The 25422-nt window shown below is 74.8% G+C and carries 28 protein-coding genes; 10 read left to right on the top strand and 18 right to left on the bottom strand.

Annotated features, from left to right (window positions below):
* Window positions 1–129 precede the first annotated feature (129 nt).
* Both EIO00_RS22000 and EIO00_RS21995 read right to left on the bottom strand, forming a co-directional pair.
* Window positions 130–477 carry an RNA polymerase-binding protein RbpA gene (locus EIO00_RS22000; protein WP_140181988.1) on the bottom strand — a complete coding sequence of 116 codons (348 nt, stop codon included), beginning with the start codon at window positions 475–477 and terminating at the stop codon, window positions 130–132.
* Between the two features lie 653 nt (window positions 478–1130).
* A complete protein-coding gene (locus EIO00_RS21995; RefSeq protein ID WP_175596306.1) occupies window positions 1131–1712 on the bottom strand; it encodes a ClpP family protease in 582 nt (193 codons plus the stop codon).
* A 141-nt stretch (window positions 1713–1853) separates the two neighbouring features.
* Here EIO00_RS21995 and EIO00_RS21990 point away from each other — a divergent pair, with 141 nt between their 5' ends.
* Window positions 1854–2120 carry a type II toxin-antitoxin system Phd/YefM family antitoxin gene (locus tag EIO00_RS21990; RefSeq protein ID WP_241661517.1) on the top strand — a complete coding sequence of 89 codons (267 nt, stop codon included), beginning with the start codon at window positions 1854–1856 and terminating at the stop codon, window positions 2118–2120.
* 352 nt (window positions 2121–2472) lie between these two features.
* Here EIO00_RS21990 and EIO00_RS21985 read toward each other — a convergent pair whose 3' ends face one another.
* From EIO00_RS21985 to EIO00_RS21955, 7 genes are all read right to left on the bottom strand, one after another.
* The gene (locus EIO00_RS21985) at window positions 2473–3033 is read right to left on the bottom strand and encodes a dihydrofolate reductase family protein (protein WP_140181979.1); all 561 of its coding nucleotides are present in this window, start codon (window positions 3031–3033) and stop codon (window positions 2473–2475) included.
* A gap of 241 nt (window positions 3034–3274) precedes the next feature.
* Window positions 3275–4075 carry a glycerophosphodiester phosphodiesterase family protein gene (locus EIO00_RS21980; RefSeq protein ID WP_175596304.1) on the bottom strand — a complete coding sequence of 267 codons (801 nt, stop codon included), beginning with the start codon at window positions 4073–4075 and terminating at the stop codon, window positions 3275–3277.
* Window positions 4076–4145: 70 nt separating this feature from the next.
* Window positions 4146–4706, bottom strand: coding sequence for a TrmH family RNA methyltransferase (locus EIO00_RS21975; RefSeq protein ID WP_140181977.1), 561 nt, complete (start codon window positions 4704–4706; stop codon window positions 4146–4148).
* Entirely contained in the window at window positions 4703–5329 is a 627-nt protein-coding gene (locus tag EIO00_RS21970) for a class I SAM-dependent methyltransferase (protein WP_140181976.1), read from the bottom strand. Before EIO00_RS21970 ends, EIO00_RS21975 begins: the two co-directional genes overlap by 4 nt.
* Window positions 5330–5366: 37 nt before the next feature.
* Window positions 5367–6314 (bottom strand): VWA domain-containing protein, encoded by a 948-nt coding sequence (locus tag EIO00_RS21965; protein WP_140181975.1) that lies wholly within the window; start codon window positions 6312–6314, stop codon window positions 5367–5369.
* Window positions 6311–7285, bottom strand: coding sequence for a DUF58 domain-containing protein (locus EIO00_RS21960; protein ID WP_140181974.1), 975 nt, complete (start codon window positions 7283–7285; stop codon window positions 6311–6313). The genes EIO00_RS21965 and EIO00_RS21960 overlap by 4 nt, the downstream gene beginning before the upstream one ends.
* 30 nt (window positions 7286–7315) lie before the next feature.
* Window positions 7316–8326, bottom strand: a complete 1011-nt coding sequence (locus EIO00_RS21955) for an AAA family ATPase (protein ID WP_140181973.1) — start codon at window positions 8324–8326, stop codon at window positions 7316–7318.
* Between the two features lie 162 nt (window positions 8327–8488).
* Here EIO00_RS21955 and EIO00_RS24315 point away from each other — a divergent pair, with 162 nt between their 5' ends.
* The 6 genes from EIO00_RS24315 (at window position 8489) to EIO00_RS21925 (ending at window position 12874) form a co-directional block, all read left to right on the top strand.
* On the top strand, window positions 8489–9223 hold the full coding sequence (locus tag EIO00_RS24315) for a hypothetical protein (RefSeq protein ID WP_161602778.1): 735 nt from the start codon (window positions 8489–8491) through the stop codon (window positions 9221–9223).
* A 43-nt stretch (window positions 9224–9266) separates the two neighbouring features.
* Window positions 9267–9911 (top strand): LysE family translocator, encoded by a 645-nt coding sequence (locus EIO00_RS21945; protein ID WP_140181972.1) that lies wholly within the window; start codon window positions 9267–9269, stop codon window positions 9909–9911.
* Window positions 9912–10029: 118 nt separating this feature from the next.
* Window positions 10030–10632: a hypothetical protein gene (locus EIO00_RS24310; RefSeq protein WP_161602777.1), complete on the top strand. Its 603-nt coding sequence runs from the start codon at window positions 10030–10032 to the stop codon at window positions 10630–10632.
* 143 nt (window positions 10633–10775) lie between these two features.
* Complete coding sequence (locus EIO00_RS21935; protein WP_140181971.1) at window positions 10776–11156, top strand: hypothetical protein; 381 nt, start codon at window positions 10776–10778, stop codon at window positions 11154–11156.
* A gap of 237 nt (window positions 11157–11393) precedes the next feature.
* Complete coding sequence (locus EIO00_RS21930) at window positions 11394–12170, top strand: ATP-binding protein (RefSeq protein ID WP_338325947.1); 777 nt, start codon at window positions 11394–11396, stop codon at window positions 12168–12170.
* Between the two features lie 71 nt (window positions 12171–12241).
* Window positions 12242–12874 carry a response regulator transcription factor gene (locus EIO00_RS21925; RefSeq protein WP_206664229.1) on the top strand — a complete coding sequence of 211 codons (633 nt, stop codon included), beginning with the start codon at window positions 12242–12244 and terminating at the stop codon, window positions 12872–12874.
* A gap of 90 nt (window positions 12875–12964) precedes the next feature.
* Here EIO00_RS21925 and EIO00_RS21920 read toward each other — a convergent pair whose 3' ends face one another.
* The 6 genes from EIO00_RS21920 to EIO00_RS21895 form a co-directional block, all read right to left on the bottom strand.
* Window positions 12965–13654: a phosphatase PAP2 family protein gene (locus EIO00_RS21920; RefSeq protein WP_140181968.1), complete on the bottom strand. Its 690-nt coding sequence runs from the start codon at window positions 13652–13654 to the stop codon at window positions 12965–12967.
* 85 nt (window positions 13655–13739) lie between these two features.
* The gene (locus EIO00_RS21915; protein ID WP_241661516.1) at window positions 13740–14423 is read right to left on the bottom strand and encodes a DedA family protein; all 684 of its coding nucleotides are present in this window, start codon (window positions 14421–14423) and stop codon (window positions 13740–13742) included.
* A gap of 183 nt (window positions 14424–14606) precedes the next feature.
* Complete coding sequence (locus tag EIO00_RS21910; protein ID WP_140181967.1) at window positions 14607–15656, bottom strand: tyrosine-type recombinase/integrase; 1050 nt, start codon at window positions 15654–15656, stop codon at window positions 14607–14609.
* Between the two features lie 467 nt (window positions 15657–16123).
* Window positions 16124–17134 (bottom strand): tyrosine-type recombinase/integrase, encoded by a 1011-nt coding sequence (locus tag EIO00_RS21905; protein ID WP_161602776.1) that lies wholly within the window; start codon window positions 17132–17134, stop codon window positions 16124–16126.
* Between the two features lie 920 nt (window positions 17135–18054).
* On the bottom strand, window positions 18055–18864 hold the full coding sequence (locus tag EIO00_RS21900; RefSeq protein WP_140181965.1) for an HAD-IIA family hydrolase: 810 nt from the start codon (window positions 18862–18864) through the stop codon (window positions 18055–18057).
* A 61-nt stretch (window positions 18865–18925) separates the two neighbouring features.
* Complete coding sequence (locus EIO00_RS21895; protein ID WP_140181964.1) at window positions 18926–19999, bottom strand: aminotransferase class V-fold PLP-dependent enzyme; 1074 nt, start codon at window positions 19997–19999, stop codon at window positions 18926–18928.
* An 84-nt stretch (window positions 20000–20083) separates the two neighbouring features.
* Between EIO00_RS21895 and EIO00_RS21890 the strand changes: the two genes are divergently transcribed.
* Window positions 20084–20992, top strand: coding sequence for a LysR family transcriptional regulator (locus tag EIO00_RS21890; RefSeq protein ID WP_140181963.1), 909 nt, complete (start codon window positions 20084–20086; stop codon window positions 20990–20992).
* On the opposite strand, the gene EIO00_RS21885 is transcribed toward EIO00_RS21890, so the two are convergent.
* Both EIO00_RS21885 and EIO00_RS25710 read right to left on the bottom strand, forming a co-directional pair.
* On the bottom strand, window positions 20982–22295 hold the full coding sequence (locus EIO00_RS21885; RefSeq protein WP_140181962.1) for a hypothetical protein: 1314 nt from the start codon (window positions 22293–22295) through the stop codon (window positions 20982–20984). The two genes, EIO00_RS21890 and EIO00_RS21885, sit on opposite strands and share 11 nt — an antisense overlap.
* A gap of 1 nt (window position 22296) precedes the next feature.
* Complete coding sequence (locus tag EIO00_RS25710) at window positions 22297–22719, bottom strand: cupredoxin domain-containing protein (protein ID WP_140181961.1); 423 nt, start codon at window positions 22717–22719, stop codon at window positions 22297–22299.
* 126 nt (window positions 22720–22845) lie between these two features.
* Here EIO00_RS25710 and EIO00_RS21875 point away from each other — a divergent pair, with 126 nt between their 5' ends.
* Both EIO00_RS21875 and EIO00_RS21870 read left to right on the top strand, forming a co-directional pair.
* Window positions 22846–24705, top strand: coding sequence for a hypothetical protein (locus tag EIO00_RS21875; protein WP_140181960.1), 1860 nt, complete (start codon window positions 22846–22848; stop codon window positions 24703–24705).
* The gene (locus EIO00_RS21870; protein WP_140181959.1) at window positions 24702–24914 is read left to right on the top strand and encodes a hypothetical protein; all 213 of its coding nucleotides are present in this window, start codon (window positions 24702–24704) and stop codon (window positions 24912–24914) included. Before EIO00_RS21875 ends, EIO00_RS21870 begins: the two co-directional genes overlap by 4 nt.
* Window positions 24915–25150: 236 nt before the next feature.
* Here EIO00_RS21870 and EIO00_RS24305 read toward each other — a convergent pair.
* A partial coding sequence (locus EIO00_RS24305; protein ID WP_206664227.1) for a hypothetical protein occupies window positions 25151–25422 on the bottom strand: 272 nt, incomplete at its 5' end.

The following is a 25422-nucleotide window of genomic DNA, read 5'->3' as shown; positions in this document are numbered from 1 at the left end:
ACAGGGCGACGCGCTCACCGGGGGCGGCGAGCTGAGGAGCGCGGAACACGGGAACGAACGCCGCATGAACGCCGTCGGGCCCCGTGCCGGGCATCCGGCACGGGGCCCGAGGGAACGTCGGTCGATCGGTCAGGCGGTCTTCTTACGCTGGGCTCGGAGGATCGCCAAGCGCTCGGCCAGGACCTCCTCCAGGTCCTCGATCGTGCGCCGCTCCATCAGCATGTCCCAGTGGGTTCGCGGCGCCTTGCTCGGCTTGCTGGGCTTGGGGGCTTGCCCGTTCGCCCGCAGTGCGGTGGAGCCGCAGTTGCGGCACTCCCACGTCGGCGGCACCTCGGCCTCAGCGGCGAGCGTCACGGTGAACCGGTGGCCCTTGGCGCAGGTGTAGCCGACCTCTTGCCGAGGTGCCAGATCGGTGTTGCGATCGTTCTCGTAGCTGGTGGCTCCGAGTCGGGTGCCGCGAAGTGCGCGCTCGGCCATCGTCACGTGCCTCCCAGACGGCTTGCAGTCTTATGTCGACCAACGCTGGATCCCGTCACAAGATTCCCGTCCTTGACCTTGTCCAACCCTGCCGATTTGCGCGTCGGGCTCGCCGTGGCCGCAAGATCGGTGCTTTCGCAGCTCAGCCGGTGGGCGCGGTCGGGGGCGTGGGCCTGCGGCGGGGCGGTGAGGGGGCGGTCGCGCGCGATGCCGCGGCGCATCCGCATCGGATCCCCGCCCGATGCGCCGGGCGGGGATCTCTTCGGTCGGGTGCGCGTCCGCGGGGATCTCGGCGCTTCTCGGCGTCGCCGTGCCGCCGTTGACGCCCGGCGGCGCGGCGGAATCCGTGAGCCGGCCGGCGCCGCCGGGCGTCCCGACCGCGGCCGCGGCGGCCTGATCGGTCCGAGGCGGCCTTCACCGGAGCGCGGATCGCCGTCGGCGCCGCGGGCGGCCCTGTCCGGGACAGGCCGGTCGCCCTCCGGCGTCGGCGGCTGCGACGTCACCGCGCCGGCACCGGCGCCGTCGGTCGGGACGCCCGGCGGTCCGATGCGTTTCTGCGGGCGCCCGGTGCGGCGGCTCGTCTCTCCGGCCCCCTCAGGGGCCGTTCGAGGGACGAGGGCACGGCGAGGCGGCCCCGCCCGGGTGCGGTCCGCTCACGATCCCACTCGGTCGGTGACGTCGATGACGTGGTCGACGAGCCCGTAGTCGCGGGCCTGCTCGGCGGTGAACCAGCGGTCCCGGTCGAAGTCGGCCTCGATCTGCTCCACGGTCCTGCCGGTGTGGAAGGCGATCCGCTCGGCCAGCACTCGTTTGAGGTACACCGCCTGGTCGGCCTGGATCCTGACGTCGGAGGCGGTGCCGCCGATCCCGCCGGAGGGCTGGTGCATCAGCACCCGGGCGTGCGGCAGGGCGTACCGTTTGCCGGGCGCGCCGGCGCACAGCAGCGTCTGTCCCATCGACGCGGCCATCCCGACGGCGACGGTCGCCACGTCGTTGGGCAGGTACTGCATGACGTCGTAGATCGCCATGCCGGCGTCCACGACGCCGCCCGGAGAGTTGATGTACAGCGTGATGTCCCGTTCGGGATCTTCGGCGGCCAGCAGCAGGAGCTGCGCGCACACCCGGCCGGCCACGTTCTCGTCGATGGCGGCGTCCAGCATCACGATCCGCCGCGCCAGCAGCTGTTGGTAGACGTGCTCGGTGCCGATCTGCGGCATCGTCGCCGTGGTCTGCATCCGCGGCGCGAACGTCTCCGGCCGTCCTCCGTTCTGCACCATGACTCCTCTCGTACGTTCTAATCAAAATGTACATTTTGAACGTCTCGAGGGCGTGGGTCGACCGGTCTGTTCGCTTAGGATGAACGGGTGAGGATTCCGGTGACGAAGGCCCGACAGGTCCTGGCGGACCTGGTGAATCGGGTCGCCTACGGCGGAGAGCATGTGGTGCTGACCCGCCACGGCCGGGTCGTCGCCGCGATCATTCCTCCGGAGGATCTGGAGCTGCTGCAGCAGCTGCGCGAGAGGCGCATCGATCTGTCCCGCGCCGACGGCGGCGCCGTCCCGCAGGAGGTGCGGCCCTCCTCGTCCGGCGGGACGCCGATGCGCATCGCCGCCGAGCACCGTCCTCCGGGTTTCCGACGCTGACCGCCGCACCGCGCCCGGCTCCCTCGCCGCCGCCCCGACCGCCCGGCCGAGGACGCCCATGGGCGGGCGGTCTGCGCCTGCGACGCCGGGCGGACCGCAGGGGAGCCGGCTCCGGCNCGCGCCCGGCTCCCTCGCCGCCGCCCCGACCGCCCGGCCGAGGACGCCCATGGGCGGGCGGTCTGCGCCTGCGACGCCGGGCGGACCGCAGGGGAGCCGGCTCCGGCTGCGGAAGGACGCGGGTCGAGACGGCGCGACGCCGGAGCGGACGGTTCGGCGGGCGGGCGTGCCCGACGCCCGCCCGCCGAACCGCGCGGCCCGTCGTGCCCGCTCGGCGGACCGCGGGGGGCGGCGGTCACGAGCGCCGCGGTTCGAAGTGCAGCGCGGTGATCTGGCAGTCGAAGGAGCGGGCGCCCACGAGCCGCAGCCGCCGGTGGGCGCCGGCGGGGAAGACCGGCAGCCCCGAGCCGATCGCGACGGGGTTGACGAACAGGTGGAACTCGTCGATCAGGTCTTCGGCGATCAGGCTTCGCACCAGGGTGCTGCCGCCGCAGACGATCAGGTCGCCGCCCGGCTCTCGCTTGAGGCCGGTGATGATCTCGGTGAGGTCGCCGCCGGCGACGACGGTGTTCCGCCAGGGCGATTCGGTGAGGGAGTTGGAGATCACGACCTTGGGGGTGTTGTTCATCTGGTCGATGCTCTCCTGGGTCTCGCCCTCCGGTCCGGCCTCCCAGGTGGGGATGAATCCCTCGGCGAGCCTGCGTCCCAGCACGATGCAGTCGACCGTCTTCCAGATCTCATCGACGTAGTCGTTCAGGTCCTGGGTCCACGGGACCGTCACCCAGTCCATCTCGCCGTCGGGGCCGCCCATGTAGCCGTCGGCGGTGATCTGGACCTGGAGCTTGAGCTTGCGCATGGCGTGTCCTTTCGAGAGCCGGGCGGGAGCCCCGCCGGGTCGGTGCCGTGTGGTGCCTTCAGCGTGGCGGGACCCGTTTACGGTTCGCTTACCGGTTTCTTGCGTCCGCCGCGCCGGCGCCTCGGGCACGGGACGTTCCCGGATCCGCGCCCCGGGATCGTCGGCGACGACGGGGAAGGCCCGGGCGCGGCCGGCCCTTCGGCGAGGACACGGGAGGGGCGCCGCGCGGCCCTTCGGCGGATCAGCGCAGGGCGTGGTGGGGGGTCCACAGGCCGCGGCGGACCATGACGTCGCGGAGGGTGATCAGGTCGTCGGTCATGATGCCGTCCACGCCCAGGTCCAGCAGGCGTTCCATGTCGGCGCGGCGGTTGACGGTCCAGGCGTGGACCTGAAGTCCCAGTTCGTGGGCCTGTGCGACGAAGGACTCGGTGACGAAGGGGACGGGGCCGAGGGCGTGGGGGACCTGGGCGCAGGCGACGCCGGTGGCGGCCAGGCGGATGAGCTTGGCGGCGGGGCCGCCCGCGGAGCGGGCGCGCAGCGCCATGACGCCGCGGGGGCCGAGCGCCATGCACACCTCCTCGTCGGTGTACAGCGGCAGGCGGGCGCGCAGGGCGGCCAGGCGGCGGGTGGAGAAGGAGGTGATGCACACCCGCCGCCACGCCTGGGTGCGGTGCAGGGCGCGGGCGAGGGGGCCGATGGCGGGGGCGTCTTTGATGTCGATGTTGACGCGGACGTCGGGCCAGGTGCCGAGGATGTCCTCCAGCAGGGGGATGGGCTCGACGCCGGCGATGCGGGCCTTGGCGACCTCGCTGTAGGGCATGCGGGCGATGGCGCCGCGCCGGTCGGTGACGCGGTCGAGGGTGCGGTCGTGGAAGGCCACCAGCACGCCGTCGGCGGTGGCGTGCACGTCGGTCTCCAGGTAGCGGTAGCCCAGGTCGATCGCGTACTGGAAGGCGGGCATGGAGTTCTCCAGGCCGTGGCGGGCGCCGCCGCGGTGGGCGAAGGGAATCGGCCCGGGATGGTCGAGGAACTCATGCGGCATGTAGGCGAGTATCGCCCCTGGCCCGGCGACGGGCGCGGTCCGCCACGCCCCCGCCCGTGACCTTACTATGTCAAGGCGTCGGGTTTTGGCTCCACTCCCGCCGCCTCGCCTCCGCCATCACCACAGCGGCGGCGACCGCGACGTTCAACGAACCGACCCGGCCCACCTGAGGAATGTAGGCGACGGCGTCGACCGCGCCCAGCAGGGCGGGGGAGCATCCGTGGTCCTCGCCGCCGACGACCAGGCACACATCGCCGTCCAACGGCGCATCGTGCAGCGGGACGGCGTCGGTGGCCAGCTCCACGGCCACGACGCGGAACCCTTCCGCGCGGGCGGCGTCGACGGCGTCGACGGCGGTCGGGACCTGCTCCCAGGGGACGAGGCGTTCGGTGCCCAGGGCGGTCTTGCCGACGTTGCGGTGGGTGGGGAGGGCGGTGTTGCCGGCCAGCCACAGCCGTTCGACGCCGAACGCGGCGGCGCTGCGGATGATGGAGCCGAGGTTGAACGGCTGGGTGACCGACTCGACGATGAGCGCGAGGCGATCGTGGGTGCGGCGGCGCCAGTCGCGGTTGAGGCGTTTGACGTCGGTGGGCCGCAGCTGGCGGCGCCGGTCGGTGCGGGAGGCGGTCATCGGCGGTCCTCGTCGGTGGGGGCGGTGGTGCGGGCGGCGACGGCCAGCACCCGGTAGGCGGAGCGGGACGTCAGGCGGCGGGTGGGCCAGCCGCTGGTCTCCAGCCAGCGGTGCAGGCTGTCGGCGCCCAGGTGTCGGGAGACGACCAGGTGGGCGGTGCCGGTGGGGGTGAGCCGGTCCAGCCAGGTGGCGAGCAGGTCGTGCAGGGCGGTCTTGCCGATGCGGATGGGCGGGTTGGACCACAGGGCCTCGAACCGCAGTCGCGGGTCGATCCGCTCCGCCTGGAGGAAGCGGACGTTGTCCAGTCCGGCGGTACGGGCGTTGTGCTCGGCCAGCTGGAGGGCGCGGACGTTCACGTCCACCCCGTAGACCGTGGCGCGGGGGGAGCGGGCCGCCATGACGCAGGCGATGGGCCCGTACCCGCAGCCCAGGTCCAGCAGGTTCCCGGTGGGCGGGGGCGGGGGGACCGTCTCCAGCAGGATGCGGGTGCCGGGATCGATGCGGTCGGGGGAGAACACGCCCCGGTCGGTGGCCAGCCGCAGGTGAAGGTCGGGCAGGACGAGGTCGACGGCGCCGGGTCGACTGGCCGTCGTGGGTCGTTCGGTGAAGTAGTGATCCCCCACGCCCGGTGACCGTACCAGTCTTCGCCGGGTGCGCCGGTCACGGCAGGCGGGAGAACCAGGTCAGGGAGGCGCCGGCGGCGGCGAGGGCGAACAGCAGCGCGATGCCGATGAAGCGGGCGGCGATGTCGCGGTGCTCGATGCGCCAGCCCAGCGAGGTGCCGATGTTGGCGTACACCTGGGAGAGCTGGTCGCGGTCGGCGGCCTCGTAGGCCCTGCCGCCGGTGCCTTCGGCCAGGTCGGCGAGGGTGAGCTTGTTGACCTCCACGGAGGTGGTCTCCCCGTCGATCTCGACGGTGCCGTAGGGGGTGCCGAAGGCGATGGTGGAGACGGGGACCTTGGCGGCGCGGGCGGCGTCGATGGCCTCGGGGACCGATCGGCCGGTGGTGTTGTCGCCGTCGGAGAGCAGCACGATGTGGGCGGGGGGCGGGTCCTGTCCGGCTTGGGCGTCGAAGCCGCGGATGGCCTGCAGTCCGGTGAAGACGGCTTCGCCGATGGCGGTGCGTTTCTCCAGGGTGAGGGTGTCGATGGAGGCGATGGCGGTGGCGCGGTCGCTGGTGGGGGAGGCGATGACGTTGGCGTTGCCGGCGAAGGCGATGACGCCGACGTTGAAGCGGGAGGGCAGGTCGCCGATGAAGCGTTTGGCGGCGGCCTTGGCGGCCTCGAGCCGGTTGGGCGGGACGTCGCGGGCCATCATCGACAGCGACACGTCGATGGCGACGATGACGGTGGCGCGGTCGCGGGGGACTTTGACGGCGGTGGCGGGGCGGGCGAAGCCCAGGCACATGAGGGTGATCATGATCAGGAACAGTCCGGCGGCCACGTGCCGTCGCCAGCCCGGGTTGTTGGGCGCGACCTGGGAGAGCAGCGCCACGTTGGTGAAGCGGACGACGTAGCGGCGGCGCCGTGCCTGGACCAGCACGTAGGCGGCGACCAGCAGCGGAACGACGGCCAGGACCCACAGACGGCCGGGTGAGAGGAAGGTCATGGGCGTGCCCCCGTGGCGGCGGTGCGCCCGGCGGTGCGGCGTTGCCGCAGCGCGAACCGGGCGATGTCGGCGATCCAGTCGCGGTCGGTGCGCAGTTGCAGGTGGTGGGCGCCGCAGCGGCGCAGGGCGGCGTGGACGGCGGCGCGGTGCGCCGCGGCGGCGGCTTGGTAGGCGGCGGCGGTTTTGCGGTTGAGGGCGATCTCGTGGACGCGGCCGGTCTCGGGGTCGGCGAGGTGGACCAGTCCGATGTCGGGGAGCGCCAGTTCGCGGGGGTCGATGATCTCGACGGCGAGGACCTGGTGGCGGCGGGCCAGGCGGCGCAGGGGTCGTTCCCATTCCAGGGGGGCGCCGGGGGCGGGCTGGTCGAGGAAGTCGGAGATGATGACGCGCAGTCCGCGGCGGGTCTGGCCGCGGCCGAGGGAGGCGATGCCCTCGGCGAGGGTGACGGGCCGGGCGTGGGGGTCGGCGGGGGGTTGGGCGGGGGCGTGCAGGATGGTGTGCAGCAGCGCGTACATGGCGGCTCTGCCGGTGCGGGCCGGCCAGCGGCGCAGTCCGCCGGGGCGCATGAGGTAGGCGCCGGTGCGGTCGCCGAGGCGGGTGGTCAGGAAGCCGACGGCGGCCAGGGCGGCGACGGCCAGGTCGCGTTTGGGGAGGTTGGCGGTGCCGTAGTCCATGCTGGCGGTGAGGTCGACCAGGGCCCAGGTCTCCAGTTCGTGGTCGGCGATCAGGTCGCGCACGTGGGGTTGGGTGGTGCGGGCGGTGACGGCCCAGTCCATGTGGCGGACGTCGTCTTCGCCGGGCTGGTAGGCGCGGGCTTCGGCGAGTTCGGTGCCGGGGCCGGGCAGCAGCCCGAGGTGTTCGCCGTTGAGCAGGCCGTCCAGGCGGCGGGTGACCGACAGTTCCAGGCGGCGCAGGGTGCGTTCGGGGGCCAGCCGGGTGAGTTTGTCGCTGCTGTGCGCGTGGTGCGGCATGGCGGTCGGGCCCCTCGTGCGGTCGGCTGGTCAGGCGTGGGCGGCCTGGTCGTGGTTCCACACCACGCGGGGCGGGGGGACGACGGCGAGGATCTGGTCGATGATCTCGCCGGTGTGGACTCCGTCGGCCAGGGCGTCGAAGGTGAGCACGATGCGGTGGGCCATGACGTCGCGGGCGACGGCGCGGACGTCGTCGGGGAGGACGAAGTCGCGGCCGTGCAGGAGGGCCAGGGCGCGGGCGGCGGCGACCAGGCCGAGGGTGGCGCGGGGGCTGGCGCCGATCTCGATGACGCCGCGCAGGTCGGGGAGCCGGTAGTGGGCGGGTTCGCGGGTGGCCATGACGAGGCGGACGATGTAGTCGGCGACGAGTTCGTGCACCGACACCTCGGCGGCGGCGCGTTGCAGGGCGGTGAGCTGCTGGGGGTCGAGGATCTGGGCGGGTTCGGGGGGGTCGACGCTCATGCGTTGGAGGATCTGCAGTTCCTCGTGGGCGTTGGGGTAGCGGACGTCGACCTTCATCAGGAACCGGTCGCGCTGGGCTTCGGGGAGGGGGTAGACGCCTTCGGATTCGATGGGGTTCTGGGTGGCGATGACCAGGAACGGCTTGGGCAGGGGGAAGGTCTTGCCGGCCAGGGAGACCTGCCGTTCGGCCATGACCTCCAGCAGGGCGGACTGGACCTTGGCGGGGGCGCGGTTGATCTCGTCGGCGAGGACGAAGTTGACGAAGACGGGGCCCAGTTCGACGTCGAACTGTTCGGTGGAGGGGTGGTAGATGCGGGTGCCGACGATGTCGGAGGGGACGAGGTCGGGGGTGAACTGCAGGCGGGCGAAGGTGCCGCCGACGACTTTGGCGAGCGTGCCGACGGCGAGGGTCTTGGCGACGCCGGGGACGCCTTCCAGGAGGCAGTGGCCTTGGGCCAGCAGCGCGACGATCATCCGTTCGACCATGTGCTCCTGGCCGACGATGACCTTCTTGACCTCGGCGACGGTGCGCTGCAGCAGGGCTGCGGCTTGGTCGATGTCGTGAGCGGCCAGGGTCATGATCGTGTGGACCTCGCTGTCTGGCTGTGGTGCCGGCGATCGTGATTATGACCTTATGTGATCTCTCCTACCCGCCGTGGCCGTGATCGGTGTGCCGGCGCGGGCGGGCGGCGTTAGTGTGGCGGCATGTCGAGGCCGTTGCCGTCTGGTGATCCTACGCGGTTGGGGCCGTTCCGGTTGTCGGCGCGGCTGGCGGAGACGCCCGCGGGGATCGTGTTCTGGGGGGAGGACGAGCAGGGCCGTCAGGCGACGGTGGCGGTGCTGCGTCAGGGGGCGGCGGCGGATCCGGCGGCGCGGGAGCGGTTCCGTGCGGCGATCTTGGCGGCGTTGCCGCGCCGCGACGTCGACGGCGAGGCCGGTGAGGCGGCCGGGGGCGGGGGGCCGCGGGTGCTGGCGGCCCAGCCGGAGGGCCCGGCGCCGTGGGTGGCGGTGGCCTATGAACCCGATGGCGAGGGCGGCCGCCCGGTGGGGGCGGAGCGGTTCTTGGAGCCGGTGGCGCTGGCGGGGGGCCGGCGCCGGCGGCGCGGTCCGCTGTTTTTGCCGTATTGGGCGGGCGGGGGCGGTCCCGCGGTGCAGGCTCCGGCGCCGGCGGTCGGCCTGCGGCCGGGCGGGGCGGGTGAGCGTCGCCTGGCGGCGGCGGTGCTGGCGCTGGCGGCGATGCTGTTGGTGCTGGCGGTGTTGATGCTGCTGCTGTTCGCCTGCCGGCCGAGGGTGGAGGCGCCGCCGCCCGATCCTCCGTCGGATTCCCCCTCCCAGTCCCAGCGGTCCCCCTCGCAGCAGCCGTCGCCGACGCCGTCTCGGCGGTCTCCGGGACCGTCGCCGACGCCCTCGCCGTCGTCTCCTTCACCGGGCGCCCCCGGCGATCCGGGCGATCCCGGCGACGGCGGCGACCTGTGAGTATTCGATTGCGCGGGTCGGGGACGCCGGTGACGATGGGGGGATGACCCAGACGTTGGTGGCGTTCTGCGGCGCGGCGGTGCTGCTGTCGATGGCGCCGGGACCGAGCACGGTGGTGATCGTGCGGGAGGCCGCGCTGTCGGGCCGGCGTGCGGGGCTGGCGGCGCTGGCGGGCAACGAGGCGGGGGTGCTGGCGTGGGGGGTGGCGGCGGCGCTGGGGTTGTCGGCGCTGCTGGTGGCCTCCCGGGTGGCGTATGAGGCGGTGCGCCTGGTGGGGGCGGGGGTGCTGCTGTGGATGGGGGTGCAGGCGCTGTGGGGGGCCCGACGCGGCCGTGAGGAGGGCGGGGAGGGGACCGATCGCCCGGCGGCGGGCCCGGTCAAGGCGGGCGGTCTGCGCAGGAGCTTCCGGACGGGGGTGGTGACGGCCGCGGCGAACCCGAAGGCGGGGGTGTTCGCGGTGTCGTTCCTGCCGCAGTTCGTGCCCGAGGGGGCGCCGGTTCCGTGGGCGCTGCTGGTGCTGGCGGTGCTGTGGGTGCTGATCGATCTGACGTGGTACCTGGCCGTGGTGTTCGCGGTGGGGGCGGTGCGCGGGCTGCTGCGCCGCGGCGGGGTGCGGCGGGCCGTGGAGCGGGTGTCGGGGGCGGTGCTGATCGGGCTGGGAGTCCGGCTGGCCTTCGACGGCCGGTGAGGGGCCGGTGGGAGGGGTGATGCCGATGAGGTGCCCGTCCTGTGGGGCGTCCGCGGCGGCCGGCGCCGGGTGCCCTCGCTGCGGCACGCCGCCGGGCGGCGGGGCGGCGGAGACCGTGGTGGACCCCCGGCACGCGCCGCGGACCGCCGCACCGGGCGGCGCATCGGGAGGGAAGCTGCCGTGGCCGGCCCCGCCGCCCCCGCCCCGCGGCAGATGGCGGGTCTGGGCGGGGACGTATCTGCCGTGGGCGCTGACCGGTGTGGTGATCACGATCGGCGCCGCGGCGATCGCGGCCCTGTGGCCCTCGGGGCGGGGCGGGAAGGTCCCCGACGCGGCGACCTCGAGCCCTTCCCCGGCCCTCTCCGCCCCGGCGGCCCAGTCCCCGCAGCCCTTGCAGTCCCCGCAGGCCTCGCCGCGGCGCCGCCACTGGGTGGACACCTTCGCCGACGCCGAGGGGTACCGCGAGCCGGGGGACGGGCGGCCGGTGGGCGTGCTGCGCAGAGGCACCCACTATGTGTTCTGCAAGGCGTGGGGGCCGCGCCGGGAACGCCGCGGCGCCTACAACCACTGGTGGCTGCTGACGGACCTGGACGAGGTGTACGCCGAGGGCGACGGCGCCCGCGCCTGGGTGCCGGCGCTGTATCTGACCCGCTGGGGTAACGACGAGGCCAGGGACAACGACGGAAGGGAGATTCCGACCTGCGGCGAGGGCGAGGGTTGACTTTCGGCAGCGCTGGCCTCGGCGGGTCGGCGGTAGCGTCGCAGGGGTGACCTTCCCGCCTCTCGGCTCTGTTCTCGGCTCTCGTCGCGGTGCGGCGCGGCGGGCTGCGCGGCGTCGTGCGGGACGGGGGCGCAGTGTGAGCGGTGGCGTTCGCGCTGCCGCTCGTCGGGGGGAACTTCACCTTCGCGCTGCCGTTGGTGTCCTATCGGGTGGGGCGGCGTTCTGAGCATGTTCGCCCGGTGGTGTGGGCGTTCACGCTGGTCTTCGTCGGCGGCGCGACGCTCAACACGCTGCGGGGGGTGCCGGTGACGGTGTGGTTCCCGCTGACGATGTGGCTGGTGCTGCTGGGGGTGCTGCCGTGGCTGGCGGGCCGGACGTGGCGGCAGTACACCGAGCTGGTCCGCGCCGGCTGGCAGCGGGCCGAGCAGCTGGAACGCGAACAGCAGATCGTCGCCGAGCGGGAGCGGCTGCGGGAACGGGCCCGCATCGCCCAGGACATGCACGACTCCCTGGGCATGAGCTGAGCCTGATCGCGTTGCGGGCCGGCGCGTTGGAGCTGGCCCCTGACCTGGACGAGCGGCACCGTGAGGCGGCGGCGCTGCTGCGGGAGTCGGCGGCGTCCGCCACCCAGCGGCTCCAGGAGATCACCGGGGTGCTGCAGGACCCTTCCGAGGCGGCGCCGTTGCGCCCCGCGAGCGGGCCCGCGGCGCTGCGGGAGCTGGTGGAGCGCGCCGCCGCCCGGGATGCCGGTCGCCTTGACGATGCGCGGCCCCGCCGAGGAGCGGGCGCCGGCGCCGGTGGAGGCGGCGGTGTACCGGGTGGTGCAGGAGGCGCTGACCAACGCCGCCAAGCACGCCCCCGGCGCGCGGGTGACCGTGGAGGTGGACCGCTCTCGGGACCGTACCCGGGTGGCGGTGATCAATACCGCCCCGCCGGGAGCCGAGCAGCCCGTCGGGCCGGGCGGCGGGCTGAGGCTGGCGGGGTTGCGGGAGCGGGTCCGTCTGGTCGGCGGCGTCCTGCGGGCCGGGCCGCTGCCGGACGGAGGGTTCCGGGTGGAGGCCACGCTGCCCCACACCCGCCCCGCCTCCGTCTCCGTCGAGGCCTCGGAGGGGGCCGGCCCGGACGGCGAGGCGGGCACGGTGTCGGCGCGGCAACTGGCGCGGCGACGCCGCCGGCTGCGCCGCGCCCTGGTCGCCACCGTCGCCGCCCCGGCCGCCCTGCTGGCGGGGGTGGGGGCGGTGATGGTGGCCTACTATGCGCACGCCACCGCCGCCTCGGTGCTGCCGCCGGCGACGTTCGCCCGGATCACGGTGGGGCAGACCCGCGCCGAGATCGACCCGCTGCTGCCCGACCGCACCCTGTGGGGCGGCGCCGCCCCCACCGACCCGCCCGCCCCGCCCGGGACCGACTGCGTCCTGTACCGGCCTGATGCCGACCTGTTGGGGCTGCGGGAGGTGTACCGGCTGTGCTTCGCGGGGGACCGCCTGGTCGCCAAGGACGTCATCATCCGCCGGTCCGCCGAGGACGCCGAACCGTAGGTCTTTCATGCGATGCCGAAGGGGGCTTCACCGCCGTGACGATCCGGCTGCTGCTGGCCGACGATGAGGCGATGATCCGCGCCGGGGTCGCCGTGATCACGGCGACCGATCCCGGTCTGGAGGTGGTCGCCGAGGCGGCCGACGGGCGCGCGGCGGTGGAGGCCGCCCGTCGGCATCGGCCGGATGTGGCGCTGCTGGACATCCGGATGCCGCGGATGGACGGTCTGGCGGCCGCCGCCGAGATCCGCCGCGCCGTCCCCGCCACCGCGGTGATCATGCTGACGATGTTCGGTGAGGACGACTACATCGCCCGCGCGTTGACCGGCGGGGCGGCCGGGTTCCTGCTCAAGTCCGGGGACCCGTGGGAGCTGCCGGCGGGCGTGCACGCGGTCGCCGAGGGTGCCGCGTTCTCGTCTCCGCGGGTGGCGCAGCGGGTCATCGCCCATCTGGGCGGCGGGTCGCGGCTGTCGCGGGCGGCGGAGGCGGCACGCCGGGGCCAGGCGTCGACGGCGCGGGAACGGCAGGTGCTGGAACTGGTGGGGGAGGGGCTGTCGAACGCGGAAATCGCCCGCCGGTTGAACGTGGTGGAGGGCACCGTCAAGGCGTATGTGAGCGCCATCTTGACGCGGCTGGGCGTCCGCAACCGCGTCCAGGCGGCGATCGTGGCGTATGAGGCGGGCCTGGTCGGCGTCGCCGACCGGTGACCGCACCCCTGCTGCGGGCGGGACGCACTGGGGCCCGGCACCCGAAGAAGAGAGGGTGCCGGGCCCCAGTGCGCGGATCTCATCCGCCTCCTACGTGTCGGCGCCGCCGTGGGCGTCGCCGCCCGCACCGGCCGGGACCGGGGCCGCGGACGCCGGCGCGTCCGGTCCCGCCGGGCGAGGAGGGCGCGCCGCCAGCAGCGGCCCGGTCACCGGAAGCGCCCGCAGCCTCGTCACCAGCCGCGCCGTCCACGATGCCAGCGCCACCGCCAGCACCCCGGCCACCACCGACCCGAGCAGGAACCCGGCCGCCACATCATGCGGGTAGTGCACCCCCACGAACACCCGGGAGAACGCCATCAGCGCCGCCAGCGGCAGCACCAGCGGCGTCACCGCGCGCCACGCCACCGCCAGCGCCGTCGCGGCCGCGGCGGCGATCGTGGCGTGGTTGCTGGGGAACGACCAGTCGCCCACCGCCGGGCACTCCACGATGTTCATCGCCCCGGCCACCGCCCGGCACGGCCGCTCCTCCTCGATCAGGGTCTTGGACACCTCGCTGATCAGGTAGGCGACCACGGTGACCACCGGACCGGCCACCGCCAGCGCCATCGCGCGCGCATCGGCGGTGCGGGCCAGCCACCACCTCACCGCGAACAGGACGGCGAACAGCAGCAGTCCTGCATCGGTGCCGATCTCCGCGACCGTGTGCAGCCAGGCGGGGGTGCCGTAGGCGAACTCGGTGATCGCCCGGTACCACTCGGCGCTGAATTCCGGCGCTTGCATGCTCTCCCTCGACTTCGAAGTCCCGGCCTTCGACCATGCGCGGAAGGCCCGTACATCGACAGATCGTCTCCCAGACGGGCGGGGTTCACATCCCGTTCACCCTTTTACGGTGAATCGCCCGATCATGGTCGCGACGTGCGGGGCAGCGGTCCGACGGCGTCCGCCTCCGCGTCAGCGCGGACCGGCACCCCTCCACCGCCGTGATCCCCACCGCCAGCCCCAGCCCCGCCGCGAGCCCTCGCAGCGGATCGTCCTCGAACGCCCGACCCCCCGCATACCCCACCAGCGCCCCATAGGAACCCCAGCTCACCGCCGCCACCGCGGCGAACGCCGCGAACCGCCGCCCCGGACACCCCGACGCCCCCATCGTCATCGTCACCGCCGTGCGCCCGCCCGGCACATCACGCGCCACCACCAGCACCAGCCCTCCACGCCGCCGCAGCGCCCGCGACGCCCGCCCGAACGCCCGTTCCCGCCGCGACCCCGGCCGCAACCGCTCCATCAGCCGCCCCCGGGAGGTGCGCCCCATCCAGAACGCCGCATGGTCGCCCGCGAACGCCCCCGCCGCCGCACACGCCACGGTCCCCGCCAGGTTCGGTCCGCCTGTCGCCGCGTACACCCCCGCCGTGATCACCAGGCTCTCACTGGGCACCACCGGGAAGAACGCGTCCACGCACGCCGCCGCCGGCAGCACCGCATAAAACCACGGCGACGATACCGCCTCCCTCGCCCACATCAGCACCTGATCCGTCGCCGGCGTCTCCCTCACGCTCCTCGGCGACACAGGCGTCCTGCCGCGCCCGCGCACCGCACGACCGTAGGGAGCCGTCCCCGCCCTCCACATCCGGCGGTCGTCACCGCCGACCCTCGACGTTCGGCATCCTTCGGGTCCGACCCGAGCCCGGGGCCGGCCCGAGCCGATCGCACCGGGCGCCGTCGGGGCGGGCCGGCGTCAGCGGCGACGCTCATGCAGCAGCGGATGGATCCGCATCGCCGCCTCCAGCTCGCCCGGCAGCTCATCGCGATACCGGGACAGCGTCGACAGGTCCGAATGCCCCAGCACCCGCCGCACCGCGTCCATGTCCGTCGCCGCCGCCAGCAGATGCGTCGCCGTCGTGTGCCGCAATCCGTGCGGCGTCACCGCCCGCCGCCGTGACGGCTCCACCCGCGCCAGCACCCGGTCGATCACCGCCTGCACATCCCCGCGCGCCAGCCGCCGCCCCCGCCACGACAGCAGCAGCGCCTTCGGCTCCACGCCCCGGTCCAGCAGCGGACGCCCCTCGGCCAGGTAGGCGTCCAGCAGCGCCGCCACCGGCCGCGGCAGCGGCACATCCCGTGTCCGCCCGCCCTTGCCGAAGATCCGCCAGTACCGCTCCCCGTCGTTGACGAAGAAGTCCTCCACGTTCGCCCGGGTCAGCTCCGACACCCGCGGCCCCACCGTCGTCAGCAGCACCACCACCAAGGCGTCCCGCAGCTCGGTGCGCTGATCGCGCCGCCGCGCCGTCGACGGTGAGGCGGCCATACGCTGCGCCGCCGCCAGCAGCCCTCCGGCCTGCTCCGCCGTCAACGCGCGCCGCTCCGCCCGCAGCCCGCCGCGGTCCCGCGCCGACACCGTCACCGCCCGCATCGGATCCAGCTGCACCCATCCCGCCGTCACCGCGTGCCGGAAGAACACCGACAGCGACCGGCGGAACCGCGCCTGTGACGCCGCGCTCTGCGACGCCCGCCCCGGGCGCGCCGCCTCCTCGGCCCGCGCGTCGCGTCGCCGCCGGCCGTCCGGTCGGCGCGCGAACGCCAGCAGCACCGCGTCCAGATCCGCCCCGTCCAGATCGTCCAGCACCCGCTCAGGGCCCGCCAGTTCCGCGAACGTCTGCACGTCCCGGCAGTACACCTCGGCGGTCGCCGGGGAGAACTGGCCCGTGACCGTCTTGGCCCGCACCAGCTCCACGTATCGGTCCACGGCTTGTCGTACGGATATGCGCTCGATCTCGGCAGGCCGCATATCCGTGCACCCTAGCCGGCTGCGGCGACAAACCCGCCCCACCCGTCGTACTTCGCCCCCGGGGTCCCTCCGGTCGCGGGGGAGGGGGCGGCAGGGTCTTGCCCGGGTCGGTGGGCGTGCCGGGTGCGGGGGGCGGGTCGTGTCCTTGGAGGAGGGGAGCGGGGAGGGCGGGGAAAGAGGGGGTGTCGTCGTGTCGGCGGTCCCCGGCGGGCGGTCGTGTCGGCGACCCGCCGCCGGAGGGTCCGGCCGTCGCGGTCCCGCCGCCCGTGCGGCAGGGGGTGCCGCCGCACCCGATACCCAACAGAATTTGACTTCTGTTGGGTATAGCGCGGAATGTCCCTCTTGGTCGAGAGGCGGAGGGGGACAGGGGCCGGCGACCGCCCTCGCGAACCCGCCTCGGGCGATGTGAACCGGACCTGCACATCGATCCGGCTCACCGGCCCGGCCGCCCGGTGAGGCGTCGCTCGTCAGCCGCCGGAGGCGGCGGGCGACGGGCGGGTCTCGCGCAGATGCCGCAGCACCGGCGCGGTGCGCGCCAGATCACGCAGCCCCTCCGCGGCCACCTTGGTGTAGATGCTGGTGGTGGCCAGGTTCTGATGCCCCAGCGCCGCCTGCAGCTCGTTCAGCGACCCGCCCTCGCGCAGCACGCCGACCGCGTAGGTGTGCCGGAACACGTGCGCCAGCTCGCCCTCGGGCCGCCGCACCCCGGCGCGGCGGAACCACTGGTCGACCCGGTACTCGATCATCCCGGTGGTGATCGCTCGTCCGGCGAGGGTCACCAGCAGGGGATCGGCGTCCTCGAACGGCCCCAGGCGCCTTCGCCGGTCGGCCAGGTACTCGTCCACCGGTTCGACCGCGGCCGGGGCGATCGGCACGTTGCGGTGGGCGCCGCCTTTGCCGCGCAGCCGCAGCAGCGCCCCGTCGGCGTCGCGGACCAGGTCGTGGACGCGCAGGCCCACGACCTCGGAGGTGCGCGGCCCGGCCCCGGCGAACAACGCGATCAGGGCGCGGTCCAGCAGGATCCACTGGCCGCGGGCGCGCTCGTGCGGGGTGGAGGCGGCTCGGACGATCCGGCCGAGCTCCTCGTCGGTCAGCGCCACCGGCAGCCGTCGCGGCAGCCGGGGGGTCTCCAGGTCGAGGGTGGGGTCCGCGGTCAGGTGGCCGGTGCGCACCAGCCAGGCGCACCAGCCGCGCATGGCCGAGATGCGGCGGCTGCGGGTGGCGGGGGATTTGCCCTGCCGAAAGAACGCGGCCGCCGCGGCGGTCAGCGCCTCTGCGGTCAGGTGCGCGGGGTTCAGCGTCTGCAGCGGCTCCAGGTCCTCGGGCACGTCGATGCCGTGGTGGTCGGCCAGCGCCCGCCCCCAGGCGTGGAGGTCGGCGCGGTAGGCGGTCTCGGTGTTGTCCGACATGCCTCGTCCGGAGGCGCGTTTGTGGTCCAGCCACCGCTCGGCGAGTTCCCCCAGCGTCGCATCCGCCACCGGCGTCCTCCTTGTCGGTGTGTGCTCGGCGTGCATGATCTCGCGTTTCGCGGTCCCGTGCGGCGTCGTCGCGGTCTCTTCGGCGCTGTTCGCGGGTCGCGGTGCGGCGGGGCGTTCGGTCGCGGGCGGCCGTGGGTCCGTGCGGTGCGCGTCTCGCGGCGGCGATGCGCGGAGGGCCCGTCCCGCTCCTCGCCCGCGCATCTATCCGGAATAATACATATTATCCTGGATACGTTTCCGCTCCTCCACCGTCGAATCCGTCTCGTCCGCCCGGCCGCGCCGTCGGGCAGTCGACGCGCCTTCCGGCCCCGTGTCGACGCCCGTCCCGCGCCGGCGTCCGCGGCGGCGCGGGCTCTGCGGACCGCGGCATCCGGCCGGGAACGGTGCGGCCGCTCCCGCCCGTTCCCTCGTGGCCCGTTCCGTGCGCCCTCGACGCCGCCCCCATCCGGTGCGGCTTGGACCGGCCGTCATCGCCCGTGCGCGCGTCGGTGCCGCCGGCCCCCGGGCTCGGGCTCTGCGGCGCGGGCGGACCGTGCACGGTCCGCGGCCGGACGGGCCCGCCCCGGCGGGATGTCCCCTGCGTGCGATCGGCCGTCGCCGGACCTCTTCTCCGGGCGGCCGGCCGTGTCGACGGGGCCTCGCCGGCCACGGGGCGCGCTCGGCCGGCGCGCCGCTCCCCCGACCGGCGGACGACATGACGCACATCGCCACAGTTATCACCCATAGTGACAACAATGTCGCTTTCGGTGATCTCAGGGTGCGGGGCGGGCGGTGCGGGTCATGGGCCCGGGCGGACCGGTCGCGACCGCCTCCGGTCGGCGCGGCGGCGCGCCGCGGAGCGGGCCCCGCCCGGGACGATGCCGGACGGGCGCCCGTTGCGGGGCTCCCCCGCTCCTCGTCCGCTCCCCCGCCGGGCGGGGTCAGTCCTCGTCGGGGGCGAGGTGCGACCGGTCGACCAGGGGCACGACGTCGGCGATGGAGTCGACCACGCGGGTGGGACGGTAGGGGTAGCGCTCGATGTCGTCGGCGCGGGTGACGCCGGTCAGCACGAGGATGGTGCGCAGCCCGGCCTCCATGCCGGCGACGATGTCGGTGTCCATGCGGTCGCCGATCATGACGGTGGACTCGCTGTGGCCGTCGACGGCGTTCAGGGCGCTGCGCATCATCAGCGGGTTGGGTTTGCCGACGAAGTAGGGGGCGACGCCGGTGGCCTTGCTGATCATGGCGGCGACGGCGCCGCAGGCCGGCAGGGAGCCCTCGTGGGAGGGGCCGACGGGGTCGGGGTTGGTGGCGATGAAGCGGGCGCCGCGTTCGATGAGCCGGATGGCCTTGGTGATCTGGGAGAAGCTGTAGGTGCGGGTCTCCCCCAGCACGACGTAGTCGGGGTCCAGGTCGGTGAGGACGTAGCCGGCCTCGTGCAGGGCGGTGGTGAGGCCGGCCTCGCCGATGACGTAGGCCGAGCCGCCGGGGCGCTGGTCGGTGAGGAACTGGGCGGTGGCCAGGGCGGAGGTCCAGATGGCCGCGGCGGGCACCCGCAGCCCTGCGGCGGCCAGGCGGGCGGCCAGGTCGCGGGGCGTGTAGATGGAGTTGTTGGTCAGCACGAGGAACCGTTTGCCGGAGGCCGACAGACGGGCGATGAACTCCGCGGCGCCGGGCACGGGGTGGCCTTCGTGCACCAGGACGCCGTCCATGTCGGTCAGCCAGCACTCGATGGCGTCGGGTTCGCTCATGTCGTCATTGTCTCAGCGGGTGCTCCGCCGGCCCACCGGCGCGCCGTGATCCGGCGGCGGGTCAGACGGCGGCGGGGAGGCGGCGCAGGCGGCGGGTGAGGACCTCGACGGCGCGGTCGACGTCGTCGACGGTGGTGGACAGGTGGAAGGAGCAGCGGAGGCGGCCGGCGCGGACGCTGGTGATGACGCCGTGGGCCTGGAGGGCCTCGGCGGTGCCGTCGGGGACGGGCAGGGAGACGATGGCCGAGTCGCCGGGCGGCAGGTCCAGGGCGGCGCGGAACCGGTTGGCCAGGGCGACGTTGTGGTCGCAGATGGCGGGGACGCCGACGTCGGCGAGGAGCTCCAGGGCGGGGGCGTGTCCCATCCAGCACTGCCAGGCCGGGGACAGGTCCAGGCGGCGGGCGTCGCGGGCCAGGCGCAGGGGGGCGCCGTAGATGGAGTCCCAGGGGTCCTCGCCGGCGTACCAGTTGGCGGCGATCGGCGGGAGGGCCGCCAGCGCCTCGGCGGTGCCGGTCAGGAAGCAGGTGCCGCGGGGGCCGAGGAGCCATTTGTAGCCGGAGGCGAAGAGGAGGTCGACGCGGTCGGTGGGCAGCGGGAGCCATCCGGCGGCCTGGGTGGCGTCCAGCAGGATGCGGGCGCCGGCGGCGCGGGCGGCGGTGATGAGGTCCTCGAGGGGGGCGATGCGGCCGTCGGCGGACTGCACGGCCGAGACGGCGACCATGGCGGTGCCGGGGGCGACGGCGTCGGGGAGGCGTTCCAGCGGGGCGGAGCGGACGGTCAGGTCGGGGCGGGCCAGGAAGGGGAACAGCAGCGAGGTGAAGTCGCCGTCGGCGACCAGGACGGTGGCGCCGGCGGGCAGGGAGGCGGCGGCCAGGCCGGCGAAGTAGGAGGCGTGGGAGGCGACGGCGACGCGGGCGGGGTCGGTGCCGACCAGGCGGGCGAACGCGGTGCGGCAGCGGGCGACGGCCTCGTCGGCGGCGAGCGGGGAGAGGCGCCCGGTGTAGCGGTCGGTCTCGGCGGCGAGCATGGCCTGGTGGGCGCGGCGGGGCGGCAGGCCGTAGGTGGCGGTGTTGAGGTAGGCGACGTCGGTGGTGAATTCGGCCTGGGCGGCGGTGAGGGTGACGGTGTGGGACATGGGTGCATGCTGGCCGACCGGCGAGGCATTAGGCAAAGGAGTGTTTTCTGGGGGATTCATAAGCGGTGTTGATACTTTGGGGGTGTGCTGGATCTTCATCGGGCCCGGATCCTGCGGGAGGTGGCGCGGCGGGGGTCGATGACCGCGGCCGCGCAGGCGCTGTCGTACACGCAGCCGGCGGTGTCGCATCACATCGCGCGGCTGGAGCGTGAGGTGGGCACGCCGCTGGTGGTGCGGCACGGGCGCGGGGTGCGGTTGACGGAGGCGGGCCGGATCCTGGTGGAGCATGTGGAGGCGGTGCTGGCGCGGTTGGCCGACGCCGAGGAGCAGATCGCGGCGATCGCCGGGCTGCGGGCGGGGCGGGTGCGGACGGCGGTGTTCCCGACGGCGGCGGCGGGGCTGCTGCCGGATGCGCTGGCGGCGTTGCGGGAGCGGGCGCCGCAGGTGACGGTGTCGCTGCTGGAGGCCGAGCCGCCGGAGGCGGTGGCGGCGTTGAAGGCCGGCGAGGTGGACGTGGCGGTGGTGTTCTCCTATGCGGAGACCCTGCCGGAGACGGGCTGGCGTGAGGTGCCGCTGTTGGAGGATCCGGTGCTGGCGGCGGTCCCGGCCGGGCATCGGCTGGCGGGTGCGGGGCGGGTGCGGCTGGCGGAGCTGGCCGATGAGGCGTGGGCGGCGGGGTGCGAGCGGTGCCGGGGGCATCTGACGCGGGCGTGCCTGCGGGCGGGGTTCGAGCCGCGCATCGCGTTCGCCACCGACGACCATGTGGCGGTGCAGCGGCTGGTGGGGCGCGGGCTGGCGGTGACGGCGCTGCCGCGGCTGGCGTTCACGGTGCACACCGATCCGCAGGTGGCGGTGCTGGAGGCCGCGGAGCTGGGGTCGCGGCGGGTGAGCGCGCTGGTGGCGGCGGGCGGGCGGCCCCCGGCGGTGGCGGCGCTGCTGGATGAGCTGGTGGCCGCCGCGCAGCGGGTCCCGCCCGGGCCGGTCAGCCGCTGAGGAGGGCGAACAGGCCGGCGCAGGTCAGCGCCACCATCACCGCCGCCACCGGCAGCTGGCCGCGGACGGCGCGGTCGGGCGGGCCGAGCCGCAGCGCCAGGTCGTGGGCGGCGACGGTGGCGGCGATGTGGCCCAGCACGATCGCGTTCACCTGGACCTGCGCCACCAGCGTCGGCGAGGCCAGGTCGTAGTCGATGCGGTTCCCGGCGGTGCCCAGCAGGTCCCAGCCCAGGCCGAACGGGTCGCTCGCCAGGATCACCGTCATCTGCCCTTCCAGCAGCAGGAACGAGAAGTAGTGGGCGAGGGTGTAGCCGAGGGCGATGGGCAGCAGGGTGGGGGCGAACCGGCCGGGCAGGGAGGCGGCGGGCAGTCCGGTGAGGGCGGCGGTGAGGCGCAGCGCCCCCAGGTAGAGGGCGGCGACGAGGGCGATGGCGGCGGCCAGGCCGAGGGTTCCGGCGATGATGTCGTCGGGGTCGACGGCGTCGCGCCAGTAGGTGGTGCGGGTGATCCCGTCGAAGGCGGTCGAGCCGATCAGGACGCACGCCACCGCCGTCAGGCCCGGCTGCGGGGGGTCGTCGGGGCGGGAGGTCAGGCCGGTGAGGGGTGTGCGCCACACCAGGCGTCCGTCGGGGCGGCGGCCGATGGGCGCCATGCGGGCCAGCACGGCGGCGTACACCTCGAAGGCGTCGGCGCGGGCGAACCACTCGCGCCCGAAGTGCAGCGCGGCCGCCACGTGCACGGCCGCATAGCCGCAGATCAGCGCGCCGACCAGGCGGGGGTCGGCGCGGTGGGGGGCCACCAGTTCCAGCCACACGAAGGCCGTCAGCCCCACGGCCGCGGGCCAGAGGCCGTCGGGGGCGGGGCGTCGCCCGGCCGGGTCCAGGCGGGCCAGGCGGCAGCAGGCGGCGTGCAGGGTCCGCAGCGGGTTGATCCGCCGCCACACCGGTCCGGCCAGTGCGCTGAGGGGCACCAGTCCCACCCAGAACGTCACGTACAGGGCCCAGGGGGCCAGGTTGCGGCGTTCGTCGTCGGGGCCGAGGAACGCCGCGGCGATCACCAGGGTCAGCGCCGCCAGCGCCGCCGCCCGGCCCGCCGCCGTCACCGCCGGGGAGCGCGCGACCGTCTCCAGGGCGGGCGGGACGGGACGGCCGGCGTCGGGGCGGAGGCGGGGGCGTCTCCATGCGGCGGTCAGCGCCCAGAACGAGGCGGCCACCGCGACGCCGCCGCCGATGATCGCGCCGACGGGGTCCAGCGGCAGGTCGGTGCGGCCGCCCAGGCCGTGGGCCAGCAGCAGCGGGTCCATCTCAGCCGACCTGCAGTTCGAACATCCGGGCGCCGGAGTGGTGCAGCTCGGCTTCGAACACCCCCGGCAGGTCGCAGGTCAGCTCCAGCGTCGCCGGCGTTCCGGGCCGCAGCGTCAGGGTGCGGTCGTAGCCGTGCAGGTGGAATTCGTCGGCGGTGTCGGAGGTGACGGTGATGCGGACGCGTTCTCCGCGCTTGACCGTGATGCGGCCGGGGCGGGGGGTGATGCGTCCGTCGCGGACGGTGATGTCGATCGTGGTCGCCGTCGGCGCCGTCGGCGGCGCGGTGGCGGTGGGAGCGGCGGCGGTGGGTTCGGGGGCGGGGGACGCGGCGGGTTCGCCGCAGCCGGTGAGCAGGGCCGCGGCCAGGATCGCGGTCAGGGCCGTGGCCGGGGTGAGGACCGTGGAGGGGTGGAGTGCGCGCATCGGTGCCTCTCTCGCCGGGGGTTCGCTCAGTGCGTGACACCACACAACGTGACACTGGACAATGACACATTAAAGGATGACATACTCGCGGTGTGCGGGGCGTCGCCCCGCCGGGCGTAGCACCGAATGGAGAACCGAGCCGTGTGGGACGACAAGGCGCAGCGCACGCTGCACGTCATCGCCGAGGAGGCGCCGCCCGCCGGCGGGGCCGCGCTCGACCAGATCCTCATCGCCACCGGCGCCGCCGCCGCGCTGACCACCGCGCTGCTCGTGCTGGGCATCGGGCACCGCACCGGCCGCATCGCCCTGTTGGACCGGCTCGCCGCCGCGGTCGCCTCCCGCGGTCCCAGCCGCGGCATGCCCGGCTGGACGGCGCTGCCGATGCTGGTGGCGTTCTGGTCGCTGCTGACCGCCCTGCTGGGCATGTACTGGGACATCTCCCTGCACATCACCCAGGGCCGTGACGAGGGGCCGCTGGCCAACCTCGCCCACTACCCCATCCTCATCGGCCTGTTCGGCATCTTCACCGCGGGCGTGCTGGCCATGACCCTGCCCAAGGGCGAGCGGCCCGGACCCGCATCGGTGCGGATCACCCGCCGCTGGCACGCCCCCACCGGGGGCGTGCTGCTGGCCGGCGCCGGGTTCTACGCCCTGCTCGGCTTCCCCCTCGACGACGTGTGGCACCGCATCTTCGGTCAGGACGTCACCCTGTGGGGGCCCACCCACCTGATGCTCATCGGCGGCGCGGGCCTGTCGCTGATCGCCATGATGGTCCTGGAACGCGAAGGCGTCCTGGCCGCGGGCGCGGCCGCCCCCTCCCGCGGACGCCTGCGCTACCTGCGGCGCGTCATGGCCGGCGGCGGCCTGCTCATCGGGCTGTCGGTGTTCCAGGGCGAGTACGACTTCGGCGTCCCCCAGTTCCGGCTGGTGTTCCAGCCGCTGCTGATCGCCCTGGCCGCCGCCTGCGCCCTGGTCGCCGTGCGGCTGTGGGCCGGCCGCGGCGCCGCCGTCGGCGCGGCCCTGTTCTACCTGCTGATCCGCGGCGGCGTGGCGGTGCTGGTCGGCCCCGTCATCGGCGAGCTGTGGGCGGCCGTGCCGATGTACCTGGCCGAGGCGATCCTCATCGAAGCGGCCGCGCTGGCGCTGGCGCGGCGGCCGCTGCTGCTCGGCGCCGTCGGCGGCCTGCTGGTCGGCACGGCCGGCTTCGCCGCCCAGTACGCCTGGACGCAGGTGGCGTTCCGGCTCCCCTGGAGCGGCGACATCCTCGTCGAAGGCGTGCTCATGGCCGTCCTCGGCGGCCTGGCCGGCGGCGTCTGCGGGGCGCTGCTGGCCCTGGGGCTGCAGGGCCGCATGCCCCGCCCCGCCGTCTCCCGCGCCCTGTTCGCCGCCGCGCTGGCCGCCGTCGCCGCGGCGGTCGCCAACGGCCTGATCACCACCGTCCCCACCGGGGTGCAGGCCACCGTCGACCTGGAGCCGGTGCCCGGGACGGGCCGCACCGCCCACGCCACCGTCACCCTGCGCCCGGCCGACGCCGTCGACGACCCGGCCTGGCTCACCATCACCGGCTGGCAGGGCGGCGACCTGCACGTCCGCCCCCTGCGGCGGATCGGGGACGGGGTGTACCGGACCACCGCGCCGATGCCGCTGGACGGCTCCTGGAAGACCATGATCCGCCTGCACGACGGCCGGTCCCTGGCGGCCGTCCCGATCTACCTGCCGGCCGACCCGATCATCGACGCGCCCGCCGTTCCCGCCACCGACCCCCTCACCCGGCCGGTGCAGGAGGAGCGGTCCATCCTGCAGCGCGAGCTCAAAGACGACGTGCCCGGCTGGTGGTGGGCGGCGGCCTCGTCGGTCGTGCTCGCCTGCACCCTCACCCTGATCATCTCCCTCGGCTGGGGCGTGCACCGCATCTCCCGCCGCACCCCCGCCGACTCCCCCGCCGCGGCGGACGCCGCCGGCCCGGTGCCGGAGACCGCCCGGTGACCGTCCTTGCGGCCGGGACGGACGGGCTGCTGGCCTCCCACCCGCTGATCAGCGCCGTCCCGTTCTTCGTCCCGACGTTCATCGTGGTCGCCGTCATCGCCGTCGTCATCTGGCGCGACCGCCGCCACGACGACGAGCACGACGGCGACCACGATGACGGCCGCGACGAGGAGCGCGCGGAGGATCGCGGCGACGACACCCGGCCCTGAGCGCCCTCGGATCCCGCCCGCCGGGCCTCTCCCCGCGGGCGGGATCCGGCGCCCGCCCGCGGAGCGGCAAGGGAAGCGCCGAGGGAGGGCCCGTCTCGCCAGGCGTCGATCACGCGCACGCTCCGCCAGGGCCCATGGGAACCGCGTCCCGACGGGTCAGCCGCGCTGGCCGGGACGCCCCGGCGGGCGCGGAACCGCCCCTCGCGCAGGACGCGTGCGCACCGGCCGGGCGCCGGTCAGGGACGCCGCGGCGGATCCCCGGGATCCCCGGGATCCGCAGGGTCTGCGGGGGCACGGGCGGCCTCGGCGGCGAGACGGAGCGCGTCGGCGGCCGCCTGACGGGCCGCGTCCCGCAGCGTCTCCCGCAGGGCGCGCTTCAGCGCCGCCCGCAACGGCTCGCGGATCAGCTCCCACAGCAGCGGCTCGACCGCCGCGCCGGCCACCCGGCCGGCGCGCCCCCCGGCCGACGCCAACGCCGCCCGCACCGGCGCCGCGTCCCGCGACCCGG

Origin of the sequence: Thermomonospora catenispora, assembly GCF_006363815.1 — a bacterium.
Classification (GTDB): domain Bacteria; phylum Actinomycetota; class Actinomycetes; order Streptosporangiales; family Streptosporangiaceae; genus Thermomonospora; species Thermomonospora catenispora.
The sequence above is the reverse complement of the archived record's forward strand: the minus strand, read 5'-3'. Positions and strand labels throughout refer to the sequence as shown.

Excerpts from the sequence above, each read along its gene's own strand:
- EIO00_RS22000 (WP_140181988.1), bottom strand. The coding sequence starts at position 477 with ATGGCCGAGCGCGCACTTCGCGGCACCCGACTCGGAGCCACCAGCTAC.
- EIO00_RS21995 (WP_175596306.1), bottom strand. The coding sequence starts at position 1,712 with ATGCAGACCACGGCGACGATGCCGCAGATCGGCACCGAGCACGTCTAC.
- EIO00_RS21985 (WP_140181979.1), bottom strand. The coding sequence starts at position 3,033 with ATGCGCAAGCTCAAGCTCCAGGTCCAGATCACCGCCGACGGCTACATG.
- EIO00_RS21980 (WP_175596304.1), bottom strand. The coding sequence starts at position 4,075 with ATGCCGCATGAGTTCCTCGACCATCCCGGGCCGATTCCCTTCGCCCAC.
- EIO00_RS21975 (WP_140181977.1), bottom strand. The coding sequence starts at position 4,706 with ATGACCGCCTCCCGCACCGACCGGCGCCGCCAGCTGCGGCCCACCGAC.
- EIO00_RS21965 (WP_140181975.1), bottom strand. The coding sequence starts at position 6,314 with ATGACCTTCCTCTCACCCGGCCGTCTGTGGGTCCTGGCCGTCGTTCCG.
- EIO00_RS21960 (WP_140181974.1), bottom strand. The coding sequence starts at position 7,285 with ATGCCGCACCACGCGCACAGCAGCGACAAACTCACCCGGCTGGCCCCC.
- EIO00_RS21955 (WP_140181973.1), bottom strand. The coding sequence starts at position 8,326 with ATGACCCTGGCCGCTCACGACATCGACCAAGCCGCAGCCCTGCTGCAG.
- EIO00_RS21945 (WP_140181972.1), top strand. The coding sequence starts at position 9,267 with ATGACCCAGACGTTGGTGGCGTTCTGCGGCGCGGCGGTGCTGCTGTCG.
- EIO00_RS21930 (WP_338325947.1), top strand. The coding sequence starts at position 11,394 with ATGCGCGGCCCCGCCGAGGAGCGGGCGCCGGCGCCGGTGGAGGCGGCG.
- EIO00_RS21925 (WP_206664229.1), top strand. The coding sequence starts at position 12,242 with ATGATCCGCGCCGGGGTCGCCGTGATCACGGCGACCGATCCCGGTCTG.
- EIO00_RS21920 (WP_140181968.1), bottom strand. The coding sequence starts at position 13,654 with ATGCAAGCGCCGGAATTCAGCGCCGAGTGGTACCGGGCGATCACCGAG.
- EIO00_RS21910 (WP_140181967.1), bottom strand. The coding sequence starts at position 15,656 with ATGCGGCCTGCCGAGATCGAGCGCATATCCGTACGACAAGCCGTGGAC.
- EIO00_RS21900 (WP_140181965.1), bottom strand. The coding sequence starts at position 18,864 with ATGAGCGAACCCGACGCCATCGAGTGCTGGCTGACCGACATGGACGGC.
- EIO00_RS21895 (WP_140181964.1), bottom strand. The coding sequence starts at position 19,999 with ATGTCCCACACCGTCACCCTCACCGCCGCCCAGGCCGAATTCACCACC.
- EIO00_RS21885 (WP_140181962.1), bottom strand. The coding sequence starts at position 22,295 with ATGGACCCGCTGCTGCTGGCCCACGGCCTGGGCGGCCGCACCGACCTG.
- EIO00_RS25710 (WP_140181961.1), bottom strand. The coding sequence starts at position 22,719 with ATGCGCGCACTCCACCCCTCCACGGTCCTCACCCCGGCCACGGCCCTG.
- EIO00_RS21875 (WP_140181960.1), top strand. The coding sequence starts at position 22,846 with ATGGAGAACCGAGCCGTGTGGGACGACAAGGCGCAGCGCACGCTGCAC.